This window comes from Pseudomonas sp. No.21, from assembly GCF_054558415.1.
Map to the genome: position 1 here is coordinate 453368 of NZ_BAAJNO010000002.1, position 21484 is coordinate 474851.

26 protein-coding genes are annotated in these 21484 nt (G+C 67.7%); 8 read left to right on the forward strand and 18 right to left on the reverse strand.

The genetic code is table 11. The features are described from left to right. The first annotated feature begins 55 nt into the window (after positions 1 to 55). Both lhpI and ACYJSS_RS04755 read left to right on the forward strand, forming a co-directional pair. Positions 56 to 985: a bifunctional Delta(1)-pyrroline-2-carboxylate/Delta(1)-piperideine-2-carboxylate reductase gene (lhpI, locus tag ACYJSS_RS04750; protein WP_111263799.1), complete on the forward strand. Its 930-nt coding sequence runs from the start codon at positions 56 to 58 to the stop codon at positions 983 to 985. A 1358-nt stretch (positions 986 to 2343) separates the two neighbouring features. Continuing rightward, positions 2344 to 3108, forward strand: a complete 765-nt coding sequence (locus tag ACYJSS_RS04755) for an SDR family oxidoreductase (protein ID WP_111263797.1) — start codon at positions 2344 to 2346, stop codon at positions 3106 to 3108. Here ACYJSS_RS04755 and ACYJSS_RS04760 read toward each other — a convergent pair. The 6 genes from ACYJSS_RS04760 to ACYJSS_RS04785 form a co-directional block, all read right to left on the reverse strand. Beyond that, a complete protein-coding gene (locus ACYJSS_RS04760; protein WP_111263796.1) occupies positions 3086 to 3997 on the reverse strand; it encodes a glycerophosphodiester phosphodiesterase in 912 nt (303 codons plus the stop codon). The genes ACYJSS_RS04755 and ACYJSS_RS04760 overlap by 23 nt on opposite strands. 184 nt (positions 3998 to 4181) lie before the next feature. Continuing rightward, entirely contained in the window at positions 4182 to 4754 is a 573-nt protein-coding gene (locus tag ACYJSS_RS04765) for a HupE/UreJ family protein (RefSeq protein ID WP_236204314.1), read from the reverse strand. Between the two features lie 22 nt (positions 4755 to 4776). Further along, positions 4777 to 5391: an urease accessory protein UreG gene (gene ureG, locus ACYJSS_RS04770; protein ID WP_021222421.1), complete on the reverse strand. Its 615-nt coding sequence runs from the start codon at positions 5389 to 5391 to the stop codon at positions 4777 to 4779. A gap of 9 nt (positions 5392 to 5400) precedes the next feature. Continuing rightward, positions 5401 to 6075 (reverse strand): urease accessory protein UreF, encoded by a 675-nt coding sequence (locus tag ACYJSS_RS04775; RefSeq protein WP_111264800.1) that lies wholly within the window; start codon positions 6073 to 6075, stop codon positions 5401 to 5403. Beyond that, complete coding sequence (ureE, locus tag ACYJSS_RS04780) at positions 6072 to 6572, reverse strand: urease accessory protein UreE (RefSeq protein ID WP_111264801.1); 501 nt, start codon at positions 6570 to 6572, stop codon at positions 6072 to 6074. The genes ACYJSS_RS04775 and ureE overlap by 4 nt, the downstream gene beginning before the upstream one ends. A gap of 166 nt (positions 6573 to 6738) precedes the next feature. Further along, on the reverse strand, positions 6739 to 7374 hold the full coding sequence (locus tag ACYJSS_RS04785) for a TetR family transcriptional regulator (protein WP_111264802.1): 636 nt from the start codon (positions 7372 to 7374) through the stop codon (positions 6739 to 6741). Between the two features lie 139 nt (positions 7375 to 7513). On the opposite strand from ACYJSS_RS04785, the gene ACYJSS_RS04790 reads away from it, so the two are divergent. Both ACYJSS_RS04790 and ACYJSS_RS04795 read left to right on the forward strand, forming a co-directional pair. Further along, a complete protein-coding gene (locus tag ACYJSS_RS04790; protein ID WP_236204313.1) occupies positions 7514 to 8620 on the forward strand; it encodes a ferredoxin reductase in 1107 nt (368 codons plus the stop codon). Positions 8621 to 8661: 41 nt separating this feature from the next. Beyond that, positions 8662 to 9741 (forward strand): fatty acid desaturase family protein, encoded by a 1080-nt coding sequence (locus tag ACYJSS_RS04795; RefSeq protein ID WP_111264805.1) that lies wholly within the window; start codon positions 8662 to 8664, stop codon positions 9739 to 9741. Between the two features lie 100 nt (positions 9742 to 9841). Here ACYJSS_RS04795 and ACYJSS_RS04800 read toward each other — a convergent pair whose 3' ends face one another. After that, positions 9842 to 10291: a phage infection protein gene (locus ACYJSS_RS04800; RefSeq protein WP_111264804.1), complete on the reverse strand. Its 450-nt coding sequence runs from the start codon at positions 10289 to 10291 to the stop codon at positions 9842 to 9844. Positions 10292 to 10725: 434 nt separating this feature from the next. Continuing rightward, complete coding sequence (locus tag ACYJSS_RS04805; protein WP_111264646.1) at positions 10726 to 11208, reverse strand: hypothetical protein; 483 nt, start codon at positions 11206 to 11208, stop codon at positions 10726 to 10728. Positions 11209 to 11527: 319 nt separating this feature from the next. On the opposite strand from ACYJSS_RS04805, the gene ACYJSS_RS04810 reads away from it, so the two are divergent. Continuing rightward, entirely contained in the window at positions 11528 to 13591 is a 2064-nt protein-coding gene (locus ACYJSS_RS04810) for an AsmA family protein (RefSeq protein WP_111264645.1), read from the forward strand. Between the two features lie 187 nt (positions 13592 to 13778). Here ACYJSS_RS04810 and ACYJSS_RS04815 read toward each other — a convergent pair whose 3' ends face one another. From ACYJSS_RS04815 to ACYJSS_RS04835, 5 genes are all read right to left on the reverse strand, one after another. After that, complete coding sequence (locus ACYJSS_RS04815; RefSeq protein ID WP_111264644.1) at positions 13779 to 14312, reverse strand: ferritin-like domain-containing protein; 534 nt, start codon at positions 14310 to 14312, stop codon at positions 13779 to 13781. A 124-nt stretch (positions 14313 to 14436) separates the two neighbouring features. Further along, positions 14437 to 14778 (reverse strand): osmotically-inducible lipoprotein OsmE, encoded by a 342-nt coding sequence (gene osmE, locus ACYJSS_RS04820; protein ID WP_236204312.1) that lies wholly within the window; start codon positions 14776 to 14778, stop codon positions 14437 to 14439. Between the two features lie 153 nt (positions 14779 to 14931). Beyond that, positions 14932 to 15276, reverse strand: coding sequence for an osmotically-inducible lipoprotein OsmE (gene osmE / locus ACYJSS_RS04825; protein WP_111264642.1), 345 nt, complete (start codon positions 15274 to 15276; stop codon positions 14932 to 14934). Between the two features lie 98 nt (positions 15277 to 15374). Further along, positions 15375 to 15584 carry a hypothetical protein gene (locus ACYJSS_RS04830; RefSeq protein WP_111264641.1) on the reverse strand — a complete coding sequence of 70 codons (210 nt, stop codon included), beginning with the start codon at positions 15582 to 15584 and terminating at the stop codon, positions 15375 to 15377. 99 nt (positions 15585 to 15683) lie between these two features. After that, positions 15684 to 16949, reverse strand: a complete 1266-nt coding sequence (locus ACYJSS_RS04835; RefSeq protein WP_111264640.1) for an Hsp70 family protein — start codon at positions 16947 to 16949, stop codon at positions 15684 to 15686. 149 nt (positions 16950 to 17098) lie between these two features. On the opposite strand from ACYJSS_RS04835, the gene ACYJSS_RS04840 reads away from it, so the two are divergent. Next, positions 17099 to 17368 (forward strand): PsiF family protein, encoded by a 270-nt coding sequence (locus tag ACYJSS_RS04840; RefSeq protein WP_111264639.1) that lies wholly within the window; start codon positions 17099 to 17101, stop codon positions 17366 to 17368. Between the two features lie 2 nt (positions 17369 to 17370). Here ACYJSS_RS04840 and ACYJSS_RS04845 read toward each other — a convergent pair whose 3' ends face one another. Then, entirely contained in the window at positions 17371 to 17808 is a 438-nt protein-coding gene (locus tag ACYJSS_RS04845) for a YqaA family protein (RefSeq protein ID WP_111264638.1), read from the reverse strand. A gap of 54 nt (positions 17809 to 17862) precedes the next feature. Further along, complete coding sequence (locus ACYJSS_RS04850) at positions 17863 to 18198, reverse strand: hypothetical protein (RefSeq protein ID WP_236204311.1); 336 nt, start codon at positions 18196 to 18198, stop codon at positions 17863 to 17865. Positions 18199 to 18470: 272 nt separating this feature from the next. Between ACYJSS_RS04850 and ACYJSS_RS04855 the strand changes: the two genes are divergently transcribed. Together ACYJSS_RS04855 and ACYJSS_RS04860 are read left to right on the forward strand one after the other, a co-directional pair. Then, positions 18471 to 19340, forward strand: coding sequence for an isocitrate lyase/PEP mutase family protein (locus ACYJSS_RS04855; protein ID WP_111264637.1), 870 nt, complete (start codon positions 18471 to 18473; stop codon positions 19338 to 19340). A 106-nt stretch (positions 19341 to 19446) separates the two neighbouring features. Further along, complete coding sequence (locus ACYJSS_RS04860) at positions 19447 to 19713, forward strand: DksA/TraR family C4-type zinc finger protein (protein WP_111264636.1); 267 nt, start codon at positions 19447 to 19449, stop codon at positions 19711 to 19713. Positions 19714 to 19717: 4 nt separating this feature from the next. Here the strand turns inward: ACYJSS_RS04860 and ACYJSS_RS04865 are convergent, their stop codons facing one another. From ACYJSS_RS04865 to ACYJSS_RS04875, 3 genes are all read right to left on the reverse strand, one after another. Then, positions 19718 to 20308, reverse strand: coding sequence for a hypothetical protein (locus tag ACYJSS_RS04865; protein ID WP_111264635.1), 591 nt, complete (start codon positions 20306 to 20308; stop codon positions 19718 to 19720). A 24-nt stretch (positions 20309 to 20332) separates the two neighbouring features. Next, on the reverse strand, positions 20333 to 20746 hold the full coding sequence (locus ACYJSS_RS04870) for a DUF3592 domain-containing protein (RefSeq protein WP_111264634.1): 414 nt from the start codon (positions 20744 to 20746) through the stop codon (positions 20333 to 20335). Positions 20747 to 20855: 109 nt separating this feature from the next. Further along, entirely contained in the window at positions 20856 to 21206 is a 351-nt protein-coding gene (locus ACYJSS_RS04875) for a DUF805 domain-containing protein (RefSeq protein WP_111264633.1), read from the reverse strand. Between the last annotated feature and the right edge of the window lie 278 nt (positions 21207 to 21484).

Below are 21484 nucleotides of genomic sequence, written 5' to 3' on the forward strand. Positions count from 1 at the left end.
GTGTCGCTCGCTTCCGGCTTCGAGCTTCTGGCTTCCAGCCCATTCGGAGAATGCCATGTCCTATCTGCGTTTCTTCACCAACGCCGATGTCGCCGCTGCGCTCGGCTACCCCGCCCTGATCGAAGCGCTGCGGGTCGGGCTCGCCGAGCCCTGTGCGGCGCCTGTGCGGGGCTGCCATGAGCTGCCGGATGGCGCGTCCCTGCTGACCATGCCGGTGTGGCAGGCGGGGCAGGGCATCGGCGTCAAGCTGGTGACCGTGTTCCCCGGCAACGGTGCGCGCGGGCTGCCGTCGGTGGCGGCGCTGTTCACCCTGTTCGACGACGACACCGGCCGTCCGCTGGCCATGCTCGAGGCCTCGGAGCTCACCGCGCGCCGCACCGCCTGCACCTCGGCCCTGGCGGCCGCTCACCTGGTGCGCGAAGACGCCGAGCGTTTGCTGGTGGTGGGCAACGGCACCCTGGCAACGCACATGGTCCGCGCTCATTGCCAGGTGCGTGATTACCGGCGTGTGGATATCTGGGGGCGTGACGCCGACAAGTCCGCCCGGCTGGTGGCGGCCCTGCGTGAAGAGGGGTATCCGGTGCAGGTCGGCGGCGACCTGCAAGGCCTGGTGCAGCAGGCCGACTGCATCAGCTGCGTCACCACCTCGCGCTCGCCGCTGGTGCTGGGCGACTGGCTGCGCCCCGGCACCCACCTCGACCTGGTGGGCGCCTTCCTGCCGAGCATGCGCGAGACCGACTCCGCCGCCGTGGCCCGTGCGCGCATCGTCGTCGACACCCGCGAGGGAGCCCTGGAGGAGGCCGGCGACCTGCTGTTCGCCATCGCCGACGGCCTGCTCGACGAGGACGCGATCGGCACCGAGTTGCGCGAGCTCCTGCACGGCCGTGGCCACCGGCGGAATGCCGAGGAAATCACCCTGTTCAAGTCGGTCGGCTACGCCCTGGAAGACCTGGTGGCAGCGCGCCTGCTGCTGGCCAGCGCCTGATCTAGGGGCTTTGTAGGGTGGATGACGCTCTTTTCATCCACCAAACGGAGTTCGATTCCACCACTCACCCCACACCGGGACGCGCCCTGTAGGAGCGAGCTCTGCTCGCGAAGCCTCTGGGCGGCGCCTTGTGCTGCCTGGGTGAATGCATTGGTTCTGTCTGCGTTAGCTGTTGTGGTTTTAATGCAAGCGCTCAAGCATGGCCCTTTTCGGGCGCCCAAGGGTTCGTGCCACCGCCACCGCATGGGTTTCGCTTCGCTCTACGCCATCCTACGAACGTGCGCTGGGTTACTGCGCACATCAATGTATGGATTTGAGCGAAGAAAGTTGGAGCAGCCGCCAACGCCCCTCCAGGAGGCCGAACGCAGTCGTTGCGCCGGGGAACGAGCGGCATGGATGCCGCGAGCGGCGCGCCAGGCCATGGATGGTCCATCGCGCCGGCCCCCGATAGCGACGATGGAGTGAGGGCACCGCGGCGAAGCCGGGGCCGGATGATGGGGCAAGCCCTTTTGGTTCCTTTTCTGGTGATTGAGAAAAGGGACTCGCCCGGGGGGCGAAACCAGAAACATCACCAGAGCTCGGCAATCAGCTGGACTCAAATCCTCCAGCAACACTTAACGCAGACCGAGCCAATGCATTTGCCCCTACAGGTGCCGGGCGATGCGTTGGATTCGGAGCTGGCATGGTGCCGTTGGGCCTTGCTGCGCTCGGCACCAGCCTACGGGTTTGGTGGCGCAAGGTAGGTCGGCCATCACGCCTTGGACCGAGCCGGGCCACCCACAAAATCTGTGGAGCGAACTGTGGAAAAGATGTGGGCAGGTGGCTGTCGGGCCGGATGGGCGGTCGTCCGGGCGGTCTGGTCGAGATTCGTACAGTCATGCTTTTTTCAAGCGGAACAGTTACTTGCCAATGCCCCTTGAAGTGCCCTCGCAGTTATCCCCGCACGCTGTGGATAACTCTGTGGGCAAGCTCTGGAGCCCTGGCCAGGCGCCAGTACCGCCAGGGGCTGGCGCTGGCTGGTCGAAAATCAGCCATTGCCATCTGCTGCGCGGGCCTGCAAGCGCCGCAGCTGCTGGGTTTGAGAAAAACGGGAACATTCTGCGCAGGCGTCCGCACCATGCCCGGGCTTGTCCCCGAAAACTGTGGACCAAGCTGTTATCGAGCTGTGGATAAGCTGGGTATGGATGGCCCGGAAGCAGGCCTGGCAAGGGCTCTGCCGAACGGTGCGGCACGCGTCCGGCAAGCGGCGCCCGGGCTAGGAGAGAGCGGCCGGTTTCTGGCACTGTGGACGCCTTCCTGCCCAACCGGCGGGCGACGCCTGAAGTGCGTGCCGCTGCCATCGATTCGAGGAGATTCCCATGACGTCCACCCTGTTCATCACCGGTGCCACTTCCGGCTTTGGCGAGGCCTGTGCCCGGCGTTTCGCCGAGGCGGGCTGGTCGCTGGTGATCACCGGCCGCCGCGAGGAGCGGCTGAAGGCGCTGGCCGAGGAGCTTGGCGAGAAGGTCGAGGTGCTGCCGCTGGTGGTCGACGTGCGTGACCGCGCGGCGATGGAGGCGGCCATCGGTGGCCTGCCGGAGCGCTTCGGCACCTTGCGCGGCCTGATCAACAACGCCGGCCTGGCCCTGGGCACCGACCCGGCGCCCAGATGCAGCCTGGATGACTGGGACACCATGGTCGACACCAACATCAAGGGCCTGCTCTACACCACGCGCCTGCTGCTGCCGAAGCTGATCGCCCACGGGCGCGGCGCCGGCATCGTCAACCTGGGGTCCATCGCCGGCAGCTACCCCTATCCGGGCAGCCACGTGTACGGCGGAACCAAGGCCTTCGTCCGGCAGTTCTCGCTGAACCTGCGCAACGACCTGGTCGGCACCGGCGTGCGCGTCACCGACATCGAGCCGGGGCTGTGCGAGAGCGAGTTCTCCCTGGTGCGCTTCGGTGGCGACCAGGCCAAGTACGACGCCACCTACGCCGGCGCCGAGCCGATCCAGCCGCAGGACATCGCCGAGACCATCTTCTGGGTGCTGAACCAGCCGGCGCACATCAACATCAACACCCTGGAGCTGATGCCCGTGAGCCAGACCTGGGCCGGCTTCGCTATTGATCGTTCAGCGAAGTGATGCGGGTGGATCGCCCCAGCAGTTGCAGGGCGCGATCCGGGTAGTCGGTGATCAGGCCGTGCGCGCCCATGTCCAGCAGGTGGCGCATGGCCGGTTGCTCGTTGATGGTCCACATCTGCACGTTGAGGCCACGGTCGATGGCGGTGGCCAGCAGGCTCGGCGTGGCCACTTCCAGGCCGCTGCTGCGCTCGGGAATCTGCAGCGCCTGGTAGGAGGGTGACAGCAGGCGCCCGAGGCCCAGCCAGTTCAGCGCCACCAGCAGTTTCACCGAGCCCGGGCTGGCCGAGGTGGCCACGTCCGGGCACTGTTCGCGGAAGCGTTTCAGGCTGCGCTCGTAGAAGCTGCCGACTATCACCTTGTCGCGTTGCTTCGCCTCCGTCAGCGCCTCGCAGAGGCGATCCTCCAGGCCCACGTCGGGCACCTTGATCTCGATGACCTTGGCCTGTTCCGGGAAGGCCTGCAGCACCGCGTCCAGGGTCGGGATGCGGATGCCCTGGCCGCGATACGGGTGGTTCTCGTCGCCGTCGGCGGTCCAGTGGTAACCGGCATCCAGCGCCTGGGCGCGTTCCAGGGTCAGCCCGGCGATGGGGCCGCTGCCGTCGGTGGTGCGGTCCACGTCGGCGTCATGCAGCACGACCACCTTGCCGTCGGCGGTCAGGCGGATGTCCATCTCCAGCATGTCCACGCCCAGGGCACTGGCGCGCTCGAAGGCGAACAGCGTGTTTTCCGGCCACAACCCGCGGCCGCCCCGGTGGGCGATCACCAGCGGCTTGTCGCCCAGCGCCTGGATCACCGCCGGTGGCGACGCCGGTTTGCTGGTGAGGACGAGGACCGCCAGGGCGATGGCGATCAGCAGCAGGGGGACGAGCAGGAAACGGGCGAAGCGCATGGCGATATTCCGAGGAAGAGGGACGGGCGTGCCGAATCAGACGCGAGGACTATGACAAAAGCGTGACGCCAAGGCGATGCCCGCCGCTGCGCTTTCGCGTGGGGGCGTCTTCGAGGGGGGCGCGGTGGGCGACCGGCCGGGGGAGGATGGGGGAGCCCCCGGCCGGCCGGTGCAACGCGGTGGTTCAGCCCGCCAGCAGCCAGGCGCCGGCCACGGCGGAGGCGCCGCCGGCAACGCGTACCAGGGGGGCGGCGGCTTGCGGCAGCACGCGCACCAGGCCGTAGCCGGCGGCGTGCAGGGCGGCGGTGGCGGCGACGAAGCCGGTGGCGTAGCCCCAGGGGCTGGACAGCTCGGGCAGTTCCAGGCCGTGGGCGACGCCGTGGGCCAGGGCGAACAGGGCGGTCAGGCCCACGGCGACGAACATCGGCGGGCGCACGGCCACGGCCACCAGCAGGCCGAGGGCGAGTACCGAGGCGGCGATGCCGGTTTCCATGAAGGGCAGTTCCAGGCCTTCGAAGCCCAGCAGGCCACCGAGCAGCATGGTGCCGACGAAGGCCACCGGCAGTGCCCAGCGCGCGGCGCCTTGCTGCTGCGCGGCCCAGAGGCCCACGGCGAGCATCGCCAGCAGGTGGTCGAGGCCGGTGATGGGGTGGGCGACGCCGGCCATGAGGCCGGAGGAATCATGCCCGGGGTGGGCGAAGGCCAGTGCCGGGGTGAGGAACAGGGCGAGGGCGTAGAGGGCTTTGCGAAGGGTCATGTGAAGCTCCTTGTTGTGCGGGTCAGGCAGCGCCGAGCAGGCCCTGCTTCTCGATGAAGGCGATGATCTCGTCGAGACCCTGGCCGACCTTCTGGTTGCTGAAGACGAAGGGCTTGTCGCCGCGCATCTTGCGGGCGTCGCGGTCCATCACCTCGAGGGAGGCGCCGACCATGGGCGCCAGGTCGACCTTGTTGATCACCAGCAGGTCGGATTTGCAGATGCCCGGGCCGCCCTTGCGCGGCAGCTTGTCGCCGGCGGAGACGTCGATCACGTAGAGGGTCAGGTCCGACAGCTCCGGGCTGAAGGTGGCGGAGAGGTTGTCGCCGCCTGACTCGACGATGATCAGCTCCAGGCCGGGGAAGCGGCGGTTGAGCTGGTCGACGGCCTCGAGGTTGATCGAGGCGTCCTCGCGGATGGCGGTGTGCGGGCAGCCGCCGGTCTCCACGCCGATGATGCGCTCGGGGTCCAGGGCCTCGTTGCGCACCAGGAACTGGGCGTCTTCCTGGGTGTAGATGTCGTTGGTCACCACGGCCAGGTTGTAGCGGTCGCGCAGGGCGCGGCAGAGGGCCAGGGTGAGGGCGGTCTTGCCGGAACCGACGGGGCCGCCGATACCGACGCGCAGGGGTTGGCTGTGCATGTTGCTCTCCTAGGAACGGAACAGACGGCTGTACTGGCGCTCGTGCGCCATGCTCGCCAGGGCCAGGCCGAAGGCGGCGCTGCCCCACTGGTTTTCGGGAGTCTCGCTGGCCGTGTCCTGCGCCTTCTGCAGGGCCGGCAACAACGCGGAGGTCAGGCGCTGGGCGGCTTGCTGGCCCAGCGGCAGGGTCTTCATCAAAACGGCCAGCTGATTCTCCAGCCAGCCCCAGAGCCAGGCGGCGAGGGCGTCCTGCGGGGCGATGCGCCAGGTGCGCGCGGCCAGGGCCCAGGCGCAGCCGAGCACGGGCTCGTGCAGGGCGGCAAGGGCGCTGCGGGCCGGGGCATCCAGCTCCGGCAGGCCTTCGAGCAACTGCTGCAGGGAGTAGCCCATCTGCCGGTTCTCCAGCTGCAGTTCGCGGGTTTCGCGGCTGGCACGCTGGCACTCGCCGAGGTCGCTGAAGCGGGTCCAGTCCGCGTCGGCGGCGGCCTCGCACAGGGCCAGCAGCAGTGGCGCCTCGAAGCGCGCGAGGTTGAGCAGCAACTGGTCGGTGATCCAGCGTTCGGCGCTCTGCGGGTCGTCCACCAGGCCCTGGTCCACCGCCAGCTCCAGGGCTTGCGAGTAGCTGTAGCCGCCGATGGGCAGCTGGGGGCTGGCCAGGCGCAGCAGTTGCCAGGCCGGGTTCACGTGCGCACTCCGAACTGGTGCAGGCGCGGCGCGTAGTTGAAGTCGGCGTCGCCGTGGTGGGAGTGGTGGTGGCCGCCGCCATAGGCGCCGTGCTCGGGCTGGAAGCCGGCCTCGATGCGCTCGACCCGTGCGCCGAGCTGTTCGAGCATCGCCAACAGCACGTAGTCGTCCAGGAGGCGCAGCCAGCCCTCGCCGATCTGCAGGGCGACGTGGCGGTTGCCCAGGTGGTAGGCGGCGCGCGTCAGTTCGAAGGCGTTGGCGCAGGTGACGTGGAGCAGCGCCTCGGGGCGGGCGGTGACGCGCACCACGCGGCCGTCCTGGGCCAGCAGGCAGTCGCCGTCGCGCAGGGGCGGCTGGCCGCGATCGAGGAACAGGCCGACGTCTTCGCCGGCGACGCTGAAGCAGCGCAGGCGGCTCTTGCTGCGCGCCTCATAGGTGAGCAGCAGTTCGGCGTCCCAGCTTTCGCGGGGTTCGATTCTTTCCTGGATGACCAGCATGGGAGGTCCCGGCAGTGTGCAATGCCGGTGCTAGAGCAAGGTGCTTGCCAAGAGGGTGCGAGGCCTTGTGTTGCGGGGCATGGGGCGCGGGCTGACAGTTCCTGGGGCGCCGGAATGCTTCGTCGTGGTGCGCGATGGATCGTTTTGGTGCGCGCTGACGGGTCGGTCAGCTTCTGGCGCTGCCGAGGCCCTGCCAGTGCTTGCCGCCGATCATGATGAAGCGCAGTTGCTGGATCATCTTGGCCGCCGGGGTGAGGTGCGGGGCCAGGCCCTTGGCGGGCGGGTCGATGAGCTCGGGCAGGGTGGCGAATACCGTCTTGACCACCAGGTCGGAGACCACGTCCAGCGCCGGGTCGTCCAGGTGCGGCATGCGGTTGATCAGCTTGAGGTCGGCGGCGAGGTCGTCGGTGATGCGCTCGCGCAGGGCGGCGATGGCTTGGCGCACCGGTTGCGAGCCGCCGTACTGCTCGCGGGCGAGGAAGAGGAACTGGCCGCGATTGGCCTTCACCGCGTCGAGGAAGATGCGCACCGAGGCGTCGATGATCCCGCCCATCTCGAATTCGTTGTGGCGGACCACGCGGATGGTGTCGCGGAAGGTTTCGCCCACCTCGCTGACCAGGGCCAGGCCGAGCTGGTCCATGTCGGCGAAGTGGCGGTAGAAGCCGGTGGGCACGATGCCGGCGGTGCGGGCGACTTCGCGCAGGCTCAGGCTGCCGAACCCGCGGCCGCTGTCCATCAGCAGGCGCGCTGCATCCATCAGGGCCTGGCGGGTCTGCTGTTTCTGTTCCGAGCGTGGGGTCATGGAGCCGGTTCGCGGGGTGTGGATGCGCCGCACTCTAGCAAATGCCCCCTGCCGGTGCGAACCGCATTCAGTGAACGGTTGTTGACTGAAAGCGGGGTGCTCATGCAGGCTAGTGAACAAGTGTTCACTGGTGTTGCCGATGCCCCTCATTCCCCTGTCCCTCGCCCGCCACCTGGCGCCCGCCCTGAAGCCCTTGCGGGCGCTCGCCGAGCGCGCCTGGCTGCGCGAAGCCGAGGTCGATTTCTTCCTGGCCCGCGTGCACCCGTTGCTGCGTCTCAACCGGGTCTTCGCCCGCCTGGAGGCGCGCCACTGGGTCGCGGACGACATGCTCGCGCTGACTTTTCGCGTCAACGGCAATGCCAGGGGCTGGCGCCCCGGTCAGCATGTGCAACTGCACCAGAGCCTCGATGGCGTACGCCTGGGGCGCAGCTACAGCCTGACCGCGGTGCATGCCGACGGCCGCGTGGAGCTGGCGATCAAGCGCCAGCCGGGTGGGCGCCTGTCCAACCGCCTGCTGGACTTCCTCGAGATCGGCTCGCAGGTGGAGATGGGCCAGGCCGAGGGCGAGCTGCGCTGGCCGCAGGGGGCCGATGGCGTGCTGCTGCTGGCAGCCGGCAGCGGACTCACACCGCTGCTGGGCTTGCTGCGCGAGGCCCTGGCGCAAGGCTTCGCGGCGCCGGTGACGCTGCTGCACTACGTGCGCCGGCGCGGCCAGCGGGCCTTCGCCGAGGAGCTGCAGGCCCTGGCGCGGCGCCATCCGAATTTCAGCGTGCGCTGGGCGATCAGCGGCGAGCCGCCGGCAGCCGACGAGTTGGCCGGACGGTTCCAGGCGGGCGCTGTGCAGCACATCGACGCCAGCGACCTGCTGGCCTGCGGGCCCCACGGCTTCGTCTCGACGGTGCGCCAGTGGTGGCAGGCCGAGCCCCGGCGGGGCGCTCTGCAACTGGAAGCCTTCAGCGCGCCGGCGCTGAACCCGGACGAGCCCGCGCGCCAGGTGCGCCTGGGCTTCGCCCGCTCGCGCAGCGAGATGCAGGGCGACAGCCGCTACAACCTGCTGGAGCAGGCCGAGGCCCATGGCTTGCGCCCGGCCCACGGCTGCCGCCAGGGCGTCTGCACCCGCTGCACCTGCAAGCTGGTCAGCGGCACGGTGCGCGACCTGCGAACCGGCGCGCTGGCCGCCGAACCGGGCCAGCCCATCCGCCTGTGCGTCAGCGCTCCCATGGGCGACCTGGTGCTCGACCTCTGAACCGGCGTCATGCCGACAACGCCTCGATGAGCGAGAACGACATGCGTATCGACCGAGAACTGGGCCCCGAGGAACTGCGGGCCTTCGCCGCCGAGCTGGACGCCCTGCGCCAGCGCACCCTGGACGACCTGGGCGAGGCGGACGCCCGCTACATCCGCCGCATCCGTGGCGTGACCCGATTGTGCTGCTGGGCCGGCCGGCTTCTGCTGCTGCTCGGCTGGTTCCCGCCCACCTGGCTCCTGGGCAGCGCCTTGCTGGGGCTGGGCAAGATCCTCGAGAACATGGAGCTGGGCCACAACGTGATGCACGGCCAGTACGACTGGATGAACGACCCGGAATTCTCCGGGCAGCGCTATGAGTGGGACATCGTCGGTCCCGCCGACTTCTGGCGGCACACCCACAACCATGTCCACCACACCTACACCAACGTGCTCGGCCGCGATGACGATGTCGGCTACGGGCTGGTGCGGCTGTTCCCCGAGCAGCGCTGGAAGCCCTTCTACCGCTGGCAACCGCTGTGGGTGACCTTGCAGGCGCTGCTGTTCCAGTTTTCCGTGGCCGTGCAGCACCTGCGCCTGGACCAGTACTTCAAGGGCCGCATGAGCCGCGAGGAGCTGCGCCCGCGCCTGCGCCAGTTCAACGCCAAGGTGCTGCGCCAGCTGGTCAAGGACTACCTGTTCTTCCCCCTCGTCGCACTGGCCCTGGGTGCCAACGCCTGGGCGGTGGTGGCGGGCAATGCCCTGGCCAACCTGATCCGCAACCTGTGGACCTTCACCGTGATCTTCTGCGGCCACTTCACCGAGCAGGCGGTGGTCTTCCCCCCCGAAGTGCTGGAGGGCGAAACCCGCGGCCAGTGGTACCTGCGCCAGCTGCGCGGTTCCAGCAATCTCGCCGGGGGGCCGCTGCTGCACATCCTCACCGGCAACCTCAGCCACCAGATCGAGCACCACCTGTTCCCCGACCTGCCGGCCCGTCGCTACGCCGCGTTGGCGGTGGAGGTGAAGGAGATCGCCCGGCGCTACGGCCAGGTCTACAACAGCGGCAGGCTGTCCGTGCAGTTCGCCACCGTGCTCAAGCGCATCTGGATCTACCGTTCGCCACCGGCCGCCGTCCCGGTGTGACCCCAGAAATGCGAAAGCCCGGCGTGTGCCGGGCTTTCAGTCTGTGGAGGGACGCCGTGTGGGCGGCGCATCTGTTCTCGCCTCAGTGAGCGAACCCACTTCAGACGGCGCGGAAGCCAGGAGTACGGTCGGCACCATCTTCGGCGACGCGGAAGCCCGGAGTGCGGTCGGCACCGTCTTCGGCAATGCGGAAGCCAGGGGTGCGGTCGGCACCGTCTTCGGCGACGCGGAAGCCAGGAGTACGGTCGGCACCGTCTTCGGCGACGCGGAAGCCAGGGGTGCGGTCGGCACCGTCTTCGGCGACGCGGAAGCCCGGGGTGCGGTCGGCGCCACCTTCGGCAACGCGGTTCAGGGTGCGTTCGGCACCGCCTTCAGCGACACGCAGGCCGGGGGTGCGATCGGAGCCGTTTTCGGCAACCGGCTCGACGACCTGGATGAAGCCGCTGTTGTCGCGGGATTCGCCCAGAACCGGTTGCGGCTCGGAGGGCAGGGCAAAGGCGGTGGCGGAAAGGCTGGTCAGGAACAGGGCGGCAATGGCATGGGCTTTCATGATCTGTGGCTCCTCGTGGGGGGCTGGTAAGTGACTACGGAGCCCATGTTACGGAGCCCCCGGAAAGCCCAGAAGTGAAGGCGGCCAATAGTAAGCATCGATCTCTTTAATGGTTGATTTTTCCATTTCAGATCAATGGGTCGAGGGTGCCTTTGGCGCTTCTTCGCAGGCTTTGCACAGGCTTTGCGGGCTACTCATCGATGGCGGTGATGCGGGCGTGGCAGACGGTGAGCGACGGACGCGCGTGCCGGGTGGCACCCGACCTGCAGGTTCCGGTTACCGATGCGGGGCCTGGGCAGCCCCTAGGGCGGGTGAAACCCGCGAGTGTGTGGGTGCCGGGGGGGGGGGCGGGTTGTCGGAGTGAGGTTGAGCGGCGGGCAATAAAAAGCCCGGCCGGTGCCGGGCTTTGACTACTGGGTGAAGCCGGTGTGGATTCAGACCACGCCGTGGGCTTGCAGCAAACGGTCGGAGCCACCTTCGGCGACACGGAAGCCCGGGGTGCGGTCGGCACCGCCTTCGGCGACGCGGAAGCCCGGGGTGCGGTCGGCACCGCCTTCGGCGACGCGGAAGCCCGGGGTGCGGTCGGCACCGCCTTCGGCGACACGGAAAGCCGGGGTGCGTTCAGCGCCGCCCTCAGCGACACGGAAGCCCGGGGTGCGGTCGGCACCGCCTTCGGCGACGCGGAAGCCAGGGGTGCGATCGGCACCGCCTTCGGCGACACGGAAGCCCGGGGTACGTTCGGCGCCACCCTCGGCAACGCGGTTCAGGGTGCGCTCTGCACCGCCCTCGGCGACGCGGTCGATGACCATATAGGCGCCTTCGCCTTCGGCGACCAGCGGATAGGAAACGGCGGATTGGACGACCGGGATGGCGAACAGGCCGGTGAGGAACAGGGTGGCGAGGGCTTGGGTTTTCATGTCGGTATCTCCTGGGGTGTGGGGGGTAGCAAGTGGCTACGGGGCCCATGTTACGGACGGCCAGGCGATTAAAAAGTGATCACTCGCGATAGTCGGCATCGACGCCGGTGATGATTGGAAAAGCGCTTTCGAATCAATTGTTTGCTTGTTTTCATGGCGCTTCCTGAGGGGGCCGCGGGCGGTTTAAGCTGCGCGCCCCGGTGAATTTCCGTCTGTATTTACCGGAGTCATCCGCCGCGTTTGCCAGTCGATAGATCAACAAGCCTCGTGTATCGAGCCTGCATTCCGGGGTCGATGCCGCCATAAGAAGGAGACGTGCATGTCGCGTGGACGCAGGATCCTCGCCTGGACCACCGCCAGCCTGGTGCTGCTGTTGGTCGCCCTGGTGGTGTTCGTCGCCACGTTCGACTGGAACCGCATCAAGCCGACGCTTAATGCCCGGGTTTCGGAAACCCTGGGCCGCCCCTTCGCCATCAAGGGCGATCTCAGCGTGCGCTGGCAGCGCGAGCCCTCCGAGCCCGGGCTGCGTGCCTGGGTGCCTTGGCCCCATGTGACGGCCGAGGACCTGACCCTGGGCAACCCCGAATGGGCCAGGGAGCAGCAGTTCGTCACCCTCGCGCGCGTGGAGGCGAGCCTGTCGCCGCTGCCGTTGCTGTGGAAGACCGTGACCATCCCGCGCATCGACCTGACCGAGCCCCGCGCCGACCTCAAGCGCCGCGCCGACGGCCGCGACAACTGGACCTTCGAAAAGCTCGCCAGCACCCCCGAGCAGGCCGACGAGAAACCCTCCGCCTGGACCCTGGACATCGGCGCCATCGGCTTCGACAAGGGCCAGGTGAAGATCGACGATCAGCCCTCGCAGACGCGCCTGGAGCTGCTGGTCGACCCGCTGGGCAAGCCGATTCCGTTCAGCGACATCGTCGGCGAGAAGGCCGCCGGCAAGGTGGCGGAGCAGGGCGATGCGCCCCAGGATTACGCTTTCGGCTGGACGGCCAAGGGCAGCTACAAGGGCCAGGCGCTGGACGGCAGCGGCAAGATCGGCGGGCTGTTGGCCCTGAAGGATGCACGCAAGCCATTTCCCCTGCAGGCCGACCTGCGCATCGGCGCCACGCGCATCGCCCTGGCCGGCACCCTCACCGACCCGACTCACCTGGGCGCCCTGGACCTGCGCCTGAAGCTGGCCGGCAACAGCCTGGGCAACCTCTATCCGCTGACCGGCGTGACCCTGCCCGATACGCCGGCCTATTCCACCGACGGCCGCCTGGTGGCGCAGCTGCAGGACCCCGCGGGCCCGCAGTTCCACTACGAAGGCTTCAACGGCGCCATCGGCGACAGCGATATCCATGGTGACCTGCACTACGTCGCCCGCCAGCCCCGGCCCAAGCTCTCCGGTGCGCTGACCTCCAACCAGCTGCGTTTCGCCGACCTGGCGCCGCTGATCGGCGCCGACTCCAACGCCGAGAAGAAGGCGCGCGGCGTGGCCGGCAAGCAGCCGGCGGACAAGGTGCTGCCAGTGGAGGAATTCCGCACCGAGCGCTGGCGGCAGATGGATGCCGACGTGCGCTTCACCGGCAAGCGCATCGTCCATAGCGACAAGCTGCCCTTCAACGACCTCGACACCCACGTGGTACTCGACGACGGCAAGCTGAGCCTGGAGCCCCTGCGCTTCGGCATGGCCGGCGGCACCTTGGACTCCAGCCTCCACCTGGACGGCAGCAGCGTGCCCCTGCAGGGCCGCGCCCGCCTCAGCGCGCGGCACTTCAAGCTCAAGCAGCTGTTTCCCACCTTCGAGCCGATGCGCACCAGCTTCGGCGAGCTCAACGGCGACGCCGACCTGGCCGGCACCGGCAACTCGGTGGCGGCTCTGCTGGGCACGGCCAACGGCAACCTCAGGCTGCTGGTCAACGACGGCGCGGTGAGCCGCGGGCTGATGGAGATCGCCGGGCTCAACGTCGGCAACTACCTGGTGGGCAAGCTGTTCGGCGACGACGAGGTGAGGATCAACTGCGCCGCTGCCGACCTGGAGCTGGCCAAGGGCCTGGTGACGCCACGGGTGTTCATCTTCGATACCGAGAACGCGCTGATCCAGGTCGACGGTTCGGCCAACCTCGCCAGCGAGCGCCTGGACCTGACCATCACCCCGGAGTCCAAGGGGGTGCGGATCTTCTCCCTGCGTTCGCCGCTCTATGTGCGCGGCACCTTCAAGAAGCCGGACGCCGGGGTCAAGGCGGTGCCGCTGATCGCCCGGGGGGCCGGCATGGTGGTGCTGGGCGCCGTGGTGGCCCCCGCTGCCGGGCTGCTGGCGCTGGTCGCGCCGAGCGGCGGCGACGATGTCACCAACACCTGCACACCGCTGCTGGAGAAGATGCGCAAGGCCAATTGAAGCCGCGTTCCGGGGCGGGTTGGGAATTTACGTAGGTTGGCGCCGGGCGTAGCGAGGCCAACGAGGTGATGCTCGGCGTCGCTGCGTTGGGTTTCGTGCCTCTACCGCAACCTGCGGAAGGCGCGTGCGCGGGATAGCGGGGGGCCGTGACCCGGGCCGGAGCCCGGGCTACGAGGCGGGGGAGGGGTTACTTCAGGTCGGCGAGGATATCGGCCATGTCGTCGGCGTGTTCTTCCTCCTGCTCGAGGATTTCCTCGAACAGGCGGCGGGTGGTCGGGTCCTTGTCGCCGAGGTACTGGATGATCTCGCGGTAGCTGTCGACGGCGATGCGCTCGGCGATCAGGTCTTCGGTGACCATCTCGCGCAGGTTTTCTCCGGCGACGTATTGGGCATGGGAGCGGGCTTCCAGGCCGGCGGGGTTGAAGTCCGGCTCGCCCCCCAGTTGCACGATGCGTTCGGCCAGGCGGTCGGCATGCTGCTGTTCCTGCTGCGCGTGTTCGAGGAACTCGCTGGCGGCGATGCTCGCCTTCAGGCCAGTGGCCATGTAGTAGTGGCGCTTGTAGCGCAGGTAGCAGACCAGCTCGGTGGCCAGCGCCTCGTTGAGCAGGCGCAGCACGGTGGGGCGGTCTGCGTGGTAGCCCTCGGTCACAGCGCCGTCCAGCACGTTTTGCCGGGCGCGCTGGCGCAGGGTGTTCACATCGGTAAGTTGTACGTCACTCATCACGTTTCTCCTTGGCTAATCGGGCCTGGTGCCTGGCTCTGGCGGCCATTGGCGTTGCGGCCCTACCTGGAATGTGAGTGATACGAAGCGGGAAAGTTTAGGAAATCTGTGGCCGGCAGGGCGTTCAGTCGAGGCGTTGGCGCTCGACGTCCTCGCGCTGGCGGCAGGTCATGAAGCCGCTGTGCTGGACACGGCCGGCGGCGCCGAAGCTGACGTGATACGCCTGCTGGTGCCCCTCGTGGTTGAGGATGTAGTTGTTGCAGGAACCGGGGTGGACGCTGCGCTGGACGATGGAGGAGGGGCGCCCGCCGATGGCCTGGACCTGCTCCTTGGTCATGCCCTCTTCCACCTGCCGCACCACGGGTTCGTTGCGGTAGGTGATGTAGTCGGTCGGGTTCTCGATCTTGGTGGCGCAGCCGGACATCGAGCCCAGAGCGGCCGCGAGCAGGAGCGCGCGCATGAACATGCTGAAGGTCCTTGATGATCCGCTGTAAATAACAGCGCTTGGACATCAGCGAGGCGCGCCGGTTCGCTATTTATTCGCTTCGGGGCTGTGCGCTCGTTGGCAATTCTGGCATTTGGCCACTGCGGCGCCCGGCAGCCCGGGCGCCGCGAAGCATCAGATCTTCGCCGCCTCGGCTTCGTGCTTCTGCCATTGCTCGCAGGTCATGAAGCCCTTGCTGTCGACCCGGCCCGCGTCGTTGAAGCTGACGTAGTAGGCCTGCTGGTGGCCTTCCTTGTTCAGCACGTAGTTGTTGCAGGTGCCGGGGTGCACGGTGCGCTGGATCTCGGTGGACGGCGGGCCGCCGATGGTCAGCACCTCGTCCTTGCTCATGCCGTCCTGCACCTTCTCGACCAGGGGTTCGTGGCGGTAGGTGACGTAGTCGGTGGGGTTCTCGAACTTGGTGCTGCAACCTGCTACCGATGCCAGCACGAACACTGCGGCGAGCGTTTCCTTGTACATGGTGGGTTCCTCGTGTGAGCTGATCTTCAACGGCCTGATTGGCTTCACGAGTTTCGAGTGGCGAGGGGCCAGGCGAGTTCGAAGAATTTGCCGTCGCGCTACTGGCCCGCCTTCTCGGCGTCCTGCAGGCGCTGCTGGTTGACGGCGTTGGCCTGGTCGATCTGCTGCTTGAGCTGGTCCATCTGCTGCTGGGCCTGCTGGGCCTGCTCGGCTTGCAGCTTGGCCTGGGCCGCACCGGTGGCGGCGGTCTCGCCGAGGCCGCAGCCGGCGAGAAGGAGGAAGGGAAGGCAGGTGAGCAGGCGTTTCATGGAAAGGACCTCGGGTGGGCGATGCCGGTGACGTTAATCCACCGGCAAGGGGGGCGCCAGGAGCGTCGCACGAACGTCGCGGGGCGCCCGACGCCCGGTTCAGCCGTAGCGCTTCTTCGCCTCGATGGCCAGGCCGCTGCCGATGCTGCCGAAGGTGTTGCCTTCGACGTGGCGGGCGTTGGGCAGCAGCGCGGCAACGCTGCCACGCAGGGCGGGGATGCCGCTGGAACCGCCGGTGAAGAACACGGTGTCGACCTGCTCGACACCCACTCCGGCGTCGGCCAGCAACTGGGTGACGCTGTCGCGGATGCGTTGCAGCAACGGCTCGATGGCGTCCTCGAACAGGTGGCGGGTCAGTTCCACGCGCAGGCCCGGCTCGATGCGCTCGAGGTCGATCACCCGGTGGCGCGCCTCGGTCAGCTCGATCTTGCTGTCCTCCACCTGCATCGCCAGCCAGTGCCCGGCGCGCTGTTCGATCAGGCGGAACAGGCGGTCGATGCCGCGCGTGTCGACGATGTCGTAGCGCATGTTCTTCAAAGACAGCTGCGACTTCTGTGCGTAGACGGCGTTGATGGTGTGCCAGGTGGCCAGGTTGAGGTGGTAGCTGGTGGGCATGAAGGCGTCGCTCTTCATGCGGCTGCCATAGCCGAATTCGGGCATGACGCCGGCCAGCGAGAGCTGCTTGTCGAAGTCGGTGCCGCCCACGTGCACGCCGCCGGTGGCGAGGATGTCGGCCTGGCGGTCGGCCAGGTCGCGGCGCTCGGGGGACAGGCGCACGAGGGAGAAGTCGGAGGTGCCGCCGCCGATGTCGACGATCAGCACCAGTTCCTCGCGCGCGATGCCGCGTTCGTAGTCGAAGGCGGCGGCGATGGGTTCGTACTGGAACGAGACGTCCTTGAAGCCGAGCTTGTTGGCGACCGCCACCAGGGTCGCCTGGGCTTCCTGGTCGGCGGCCGGGTCGTCGTCGACGAAGAACACCGGGCGGCCCAGCACCACCTGCTCGAATTCATGGCCGGCGGTGGCTTCGGCGCGCTTCTTCAGCTCGCCGATGAACAGGCCCAGCAGGTCCTTGAACGGCAGCGCGCTGCCCAGCACCGTGGTCTCGCTCTTGAGCAGGGTCGAGCCCAGCAGGCTCTTGAGCGAGCGCATCAGGCGGCCTTCGTAGCCTTCCAGGTATTCGTGCAGGGCCAGGCGGCCGTAGACGGGGCGACGCTCCTCGATGTTGAAGAAGATCACCGAGGGCAGGGTGATCTTGCCGTCCTCCAGCGCGATCAGCGGCTCCACGTCCGGGCGCCACCAGCCGACGGTGGAGTTGGAGGTGCCGAAGTCGATGCCCAGGGCACGGGCTGCGGTGAGGTTGCTCATGGCGCGAGAGGTCCGGTGGAAAAAACGGCCGCGCAGTGTACGCGAGCCGGGCGCGCTTTGCTCAGGCGGCGAGGCGCAGTTCGTCGCAGTGGCTAGACTCCAGGCGACGCCCCCGTCACCCCCACACGGACACCCCGGGAGACCGCCCCATGAAGTCGATCCGCCTGCCCTTGCTCCTGCTCGCGATGCTGGCCGCCAGCCAGGGTTTCGCCGCCACCCAGCAGGAAAAGATGAAGAGCTGCAACGCCGAGGCCACCGCCCAGGAACTCAAGGGCGATGCACGCAAGACCTTCATGAGCAACTGCCTCAAGGCGACCCAGCAGGAGAAGATGATCAGCTGCAACAAGACCGCCAGCGAGAAGGCGCTCAAGGGCGACGAGCGCAAGGCCTTCCTCAGCGAGTGCCTGAAGAAGAAATAGCCTCAGGCCAGGCCCAGGGTCAGCGCCGCGACCGCGAGGTAGCGGCCGGCCTTGGCCAGGGTCACCAGCAGCAGGAACACCCAGGGCGACTCGCGCATCAGCCCGGCCACCAGGGTCAGCGGGTCGCCGATCACCGGCAGCCATGACAGCAGCAGGGTCCAGCGCCCGTAGCGGCGGTAGGTCGTCTGCGCCCGTTCGATGGCGGATTCGGACACGGGAAACCACTTCCTGTGGCGGAAGTCCGCCAGGAACCGCCCCAGCACCCAGTTCACCAGCGAGCCCAGCACGTTGCCGAGGGTCGCCACCAGCAGCAATGCCCAGGCTGGCTGTCCACCGGCCAGCAGCAGGCCGGCCAGCACCGCTTCCGACTGCAGCGGCAGCAGGGTGGCGGCGCCGAAGGCGACGAGGAAGAGGCTCAGGTAGGGGATCAGGTCCGGCATCGGGCGGGGTTCCGGAGCGGTCGGGGCGAGGGCCGGGCGGCCCTCGCACAGGGCTTAGTGGCTGCCGTTCAGCTTGACCACGTCACCGGAAACGGTGGTGGTGTAGCCGGTCAGGACCCAGGCCCAGAACCAGTCTTCCTGGACCTGGGTGTTGATCATCGCATCGCCGCCCTTGGCCTTGATCGCGGCGTTCTGGGCACGCACGAAGCGGCTGTTCTGGCGGACCGGAATGAAGCCGGCGACCAGCAGCCCGGTGGCGCTGGCCTCGCTGTGGCCGATCACGGTGTACTGGCTGCTGTCGAGGTTCCGGGTCTTCATCGGGGTGCCGGTGCAACCGGCGATGGCCAGTGCGGCCAGCAGGCCGGCGATCATCTTGATGCTGTGTTTCATGTCGTTCTCCCGGGGTATTCCATCCGGCGATTCGTTCGCCGGGGCGCGCAATGTAGTCGGGGCGCCGGAAAAGTTGAACCCGGTGTGGCAACGCGTCACTTGGGCAAGGGCGTGTGCCTACGACCGGTGCAAGGCCCGGTCGGCTAAAGGCAGGTGAAAGCCCCGGGGGCTAGAATCTGTAATCCCGCTGCCATCGTTGTCGGACAATGTGACCGGGGGTGCGATACTTGCATCCCCGTTTCAACTATCCGCACCTGTCGTTTGGAACCTCTATGCGAAGAGCCTCTCACCACGAGTTGCGCACGGCCTTTCGTGCGCTGTTGAACTCGAAGACCTGCTATCACACCGCATCCGTCTTCGACCCCATGTCCGCCCGCATCGCCGCCGACCTCGGCTTCGAAGTCGGCATCCTCGGCGGCTCGGTCGCCTCGCTGCAGGTCCTGGCCGCCCCCGACTTCGCGCTGATCACCCTCAGCGAGTTCGTCGAGCAGGCCGTGCGCATCGGCCGCGTCAGCCGCCTGCCGGTGATCGCCGATGCCGACCACGGCTACGGCAACGCCCTCAACGTCATGCGTACGGTGGTGGAGCTGGAGCGTGCCGGCATCGCCGCGCTGACCATCGAGGACACGTTGCTGCCGGCCCAGTTCGGGCGCAAGTCCACCGACCTGATCAGCGTCGAGGAGGGCGTCGGCAAGATCCGTGCAGCCCTGGAAGCGCGTGTCGACCCGGACCTGTCGATCATCGCCCGCACCCATGCCGGCGTGCTCTCCACCGAGGAGGTGATCGCCCGCACCAAGGCCTACCAGGCTGCCGGGGCCGACGGTATCTGCATGGTCGGCGTCGCCGATTTCGAGCACCTGGAAGCCATCGCCGCGCACCTCAGCGTGCCGCTGATGCTGGTCACCTACGGCAACCCGCAACTGCGTGACAACCAGCGCCTGGCCGACCTGGGCGTGCGCATCGTGGTCAACGGCCACGCCGCCTACTTCGCCGCCATCAAGGCCACCTACGACTGCCTGCGCGAGCAGCGCCAGATCGACACCGCCGCCTCCGAACTGAGCGCCACCGAGCTGACCCACAAGTACACCCTGCCCGAGGACTACATCATCTGGGCGCGGGAATACATGGACGTGAAGGAATAGCCCGGAACGACCTCCGCTTGTCGCCCACCGGCCCCGGGTGTTGCAAAAGGCCGAGCGCCGCCCCCATAACTGATCGGGTCAATCCTCGACAGCATGGGAGGCCGGCATGGCCAGTGGTTGGGCGGGAGATGGCGCAGTCCAGGAACAGATCGACAGCACCATCGAAGACGCCGTGCAACGGGCACGCAGCCAGTTACCGAAGGGCGAGAGCCTGACGCATTGCGAAGAATGCGATGCACCCATTCCCCAGGCGCGCCGCGAGGCGGTGCCGGGCGTGCGGCTGTGCGTGAAATGCCAGGCCGAGCACGACCGCGAGAACGCCGCCTACGCCGGCTACAACCGGCGCGGCAGCAAGGACAGCCAGTTGCGCTGACGGCTCAGAACAGCGCGCCGAGGTAGACGGCGCCGCCGGCACCGGCCTGGATGCCGACATTGGCGCCCCCCATCAGCAGGGCGCCGCGCGCCGACTGCATCAGCTGGCGGGTCAGCATCGGCGAGACGGTGAGGCTGGTCACCGGGCTCGCGTTCATCAGCATCACCGCGGCCAAGAGCTTGGGGTCCAGGCCGAACAGCATCGCCGTGCCCGACACGCCGACGGCGACGCCCGCGCCGACTTCCACGTACATGCAGGGGCCGGTGATGTCGTCACGGGTCAGGTCGCGCTCCACCAGATCGTCCGCGACGAAGACCGCGCCGTCGCTGGGGAAGGCTTCCGCTGCGCCGGCACCGCCGATGCTCTTGCCCTTGATCTTGATGTCCACCTTGCCGAAGCGCGGCAGCTTGGCACCGATGCCCACGCCGGCACCGAGGCCGCCGTAGCGCAGGTTGACGTTCTCGCCGGCGGGCGAGCGCAGGGTGATGGAACCGCCGCCACCGGCGACGAAGGCGATGGTCAGGCCGCCGCCACTGGCGGTGACATAGCCCCAGCGGCTCGGATTGACGGGCAGGGGAATGGGCATCTTCGGCATTGCTGCTTCCTTGTGCGGTGCGGTTCAGGCGATGTCGTGACGGGGGCGCCTGAAGAGGGTCATCAGTCCGGTGACCGTGAAGACGGAGCCCAGCAGGCCGAGGAAGGCCGGGGTGCCCCAGAGTGCGCCGAAATCGTCGATCACGGCCGAGGTGGCCGGCGCGTCGGCCTGGTAGTGAACCTTCACCTGCATGCCGACCTGGTAGCCGTAGATCCAGCCCCCCTGGGGGTAGGAGATGCGCGTACCGGTGCCATCGGTGAAGGCGATTTCGGGGTGGGAGCCGCCTGCATTGAGCGCGACGACGCTGCCATCTGCCTCCAGGGCCGATTGCAGGAATCCCACGCGGGAAGAGGTCTGGATCGCCATCGCAGCGAGCAGCGCGAGGCCGATCAGGGCAAAGAGGCCGCCCTTGAAACGGGGGAGGGGGGTATCGGACATCCTGTGGCGTTCCTGGTCATCCATGGGCATGGCCGGGGGAACTCCCGGCCACTGCGCTGGGACAGGCGTCTGTCCCGTAGGTTCCCGCCAGGGCGACGGGAACCCGCCATCAGGCCTTGGGGTTGGGACCGTAGGCGTTGGTCTCCGGCACGCTGTCCTGGACCAGCAGGAACAGCAGGAACAGGCTGCCGAGGATCGGAACCAGGGCGATCAGCATCCACCAGCCGCTCTTGCCGATGTCGTGCAGGCGACGCGCGGTCACGCCCAGGGCCGGCAGCAGCACCGCGAGGCTGTACAGGTTGGCCAGCAGGGCCAGGTTTTCGCTGATCAGGCCGAGGATCACGAAAAGCGCGATGGAGATCACGACGTTCACCAGGGTGAACATCCAGTACTCCTTGCGACGCGCGCGACCGTTAAAGTCGAAGTAATGCTGCTTGATGCACTTCAAATACCATTCCATAGAAAACTCCCTTTTTAGGCCGCGCTTGGCGGCATTTTTCGTGTACCTGGCAAGGCCTCGGCCTACACCGTCCGGTGTAGTTGCCTGACTATAGCGTTTCGTAACAAGGCATTGCGTGGGGGAGTTCACGGCACGGCAAATTGCCATCGAGTCAATTCTGGCGCGGCGCTCAGCCCCGGAAAATGGGCTTTTGCCGGTAATGCCGGCAAGAAATCACCGGATGCCGTCGGTTTCGACGCGAAAGGCCAGGCTGTAGGGAAATTGTCGGAACAGGGCAC

What these genes read in the sequence shown, in the direction of transcription:
- osmE (WP_236204312.1), bottom strand. Translation starts at nt 14,778, where the DNA reads ATGTTCATGCGCGCGCTCCTGCTCGCGGCCGCTCTGGGCTCGATGTCC.
- ACYJSS_RS04810 (WP_111264645.1), top strand. Translation starts at nt 11,528, where the DNA reads ATGTCGCGTGGACGCAGGATCCTCGCCTGGACCACCGCCAGCCTGGTG.
- ACYJSS_RS04805 (WP_111264646.1), bottom strand. Translation starts at nt 11,208, where the DNA reads ATGAAAACCCAAGCCCTCGCCACCCTGTTCCTCACCGGCCTGTTCGCC.
- ureG (WP_021222421.1), bottom strand. Translation starts at nt 5,391, where the DNA reads ATGCACAGCCAACCCCTGCGCGTCGGTATCGGCGGCCCCGTCGGTTCC.
- ACYJSS_RS04755 (WP_111263797.1), top strand. Translation starts at nt 2,344, where the DNA reads ATGACGTCCACCCTGTTCATCACCGGTGCCACTTCCGGCTTTGGCGAG.
- ACYJSS_RS04835 (WP_111264640.1), bottom strand. Translation starts at nt 16,949, where the DNA reads ATGAGCAACCTCACCGCAGCCCGTGCCCTGGGCATCGACTTCGGCACC.
- ACYJSS_RS04760 (WP_111263796.1), bottom strand. Translation starts at nt 3,997, where the DNA reads ATGCGCTTCGCCCGTTTCCTGCTCGTCCCCCTGCTGCTGATCGCCATC.
- ACYJSS_RS04815 (WP_111264644.1), bottom strand. Translation starts at nt 14,312, where the DNA reads ATGAGTGACGTACAACTTACCGATGTGAACACCCTGCGCCAGCGCGCC.
- ACYJSS_RS04875 (WP_111264633.1), bottom strand. Translation starts at nt 21,206, where the DNA reads ATGGAATGGTATTTGAAGTGCATCAAGCAGCATTACTTCGACTTTAAC.
- ACYJSS_RS04870 (WP_111264634.1), bottom strand. Translation starts at nt 20,746, where the DNA reads ATGTCCGATACCCCCCTCCCCCGTTTCAAGGGCGGCCTCTTTGCCCTG.
- ACYJSS_RS04840 (WP_111264639.1), top strand. Translation starts at nt 17,099, where the DNA reads ATGAAGTCGATCCGCCTGCCCTTGCTCCTGCTCGCGATGCTGGCCGCC.
- ACYJSS_RS04800 (WP_111264804.1), bottom strand. Translation starts at nt 10,291, where the DNA reads ATGAAAGCCCATGCCATTGCCGCCCTGTTCCTGACCAGCCTTTCCGCC.
- ACYJSS_RS04765 (WP_236204314.1), bottom strand. Translation starts at nt 4,754, where the DNA reads ATGACCCTTCGCAAAGCCCTCTACGCCCTCGCCCTGTTCCTCACCCCG.
- ACYJSS_RS04860 (WP_111264636.1), top strand. Translation starts at nt 19,447, where the DNA reads ATGGCCAGTGGTTGGGCGGGAGATGGCGCAGTCCAGGAACAGATCGAC.
- ACYJSS_RS04865 (WP_111264635.1), bottom strand. Translation starts at nt 20,308, where the DNA reads ATGCCGAAGATGCCCATTCCCCTGCCCGTCAATCCGAGCCGCTGGGGC.
- ACYJSS_RS04795 (WP_111264805.1), top strand. Translation starts at nt 8,662, where the DNA reads ATGCGTATCGACCGAGAACTGGGCCCCGAGGAACTGCGGGCCTTCGCC.
- ACYJSS_RS04850 (WP_236204311.1), bottom strand. Translation starts at nt 18,198, where the DNA reads ATGAAACACAGCATCAAGATGATCGCCGGCCTGCTGGCCGCACTGGCC.
- ureE (WP_111264801.1), bottom strand. Translation starts at nt 6,572, where the DNA reads ATGCTGGTCATCCAGGAAAGAATCGAACCCCGCGAAAGCTGGGACGCC.
- lhpI (WP_111263799.1), top strand. Translation starts at nt 56, where the DNA reads ATGTCCTATCTGCGTTTCTTCACCAACGCCGATGTCGCCGCTGCGCTC.
- ACYJSS_RS04845 (WP_111264638.1), bottom strand. Translation starts at nt 17,808, where the DNA reads ATGCCGGACCTGATCCCCTACCTGAGCCTCTTCCTCGTCGCCTTCGGC.
- osmE (WP_111264642.1), bottom strand. Translation starts at nt 15,276, where the DNA reads ATGTACAAGGAAACGCTCGCCGCAGTGTTCGTGCTGGCATCGGTAGCA.
- ACYJSS_RS04790 (WP_236204313.1), top strand. Translation starts at nt 7,514, where the DNA reads ATGCCCCTCATTCCCCTGTCCCTCGCCCGCCACCTGGCGCCCGCCCTG.
- ACYJSS_RS04855 (WP_111264637.1), top strand. Translation starts at nt 18,471, where the DNA reads ATGCGAAGAGCCTCTCACCACGAGTTGCGCACGGCCTTTCGTGCGCTG.
- ACYJSS_RS04830 (WP_111264641.1), bottom strand. Translation starts at nt 15,584, where the DNA reads ATGAAACGCCTGCTCACCTGCCTTCCCTTCCTCCTTCTCGCCGGCTGC.
- ACYJSS_RS04785 (WP_111264802.1), bottom strand. Translation starts at nt 7,374, where the DNA reads ATGACCCCACGCTCGGAACAGAAACAGCAGACCCGCCAGGCCCTGATG.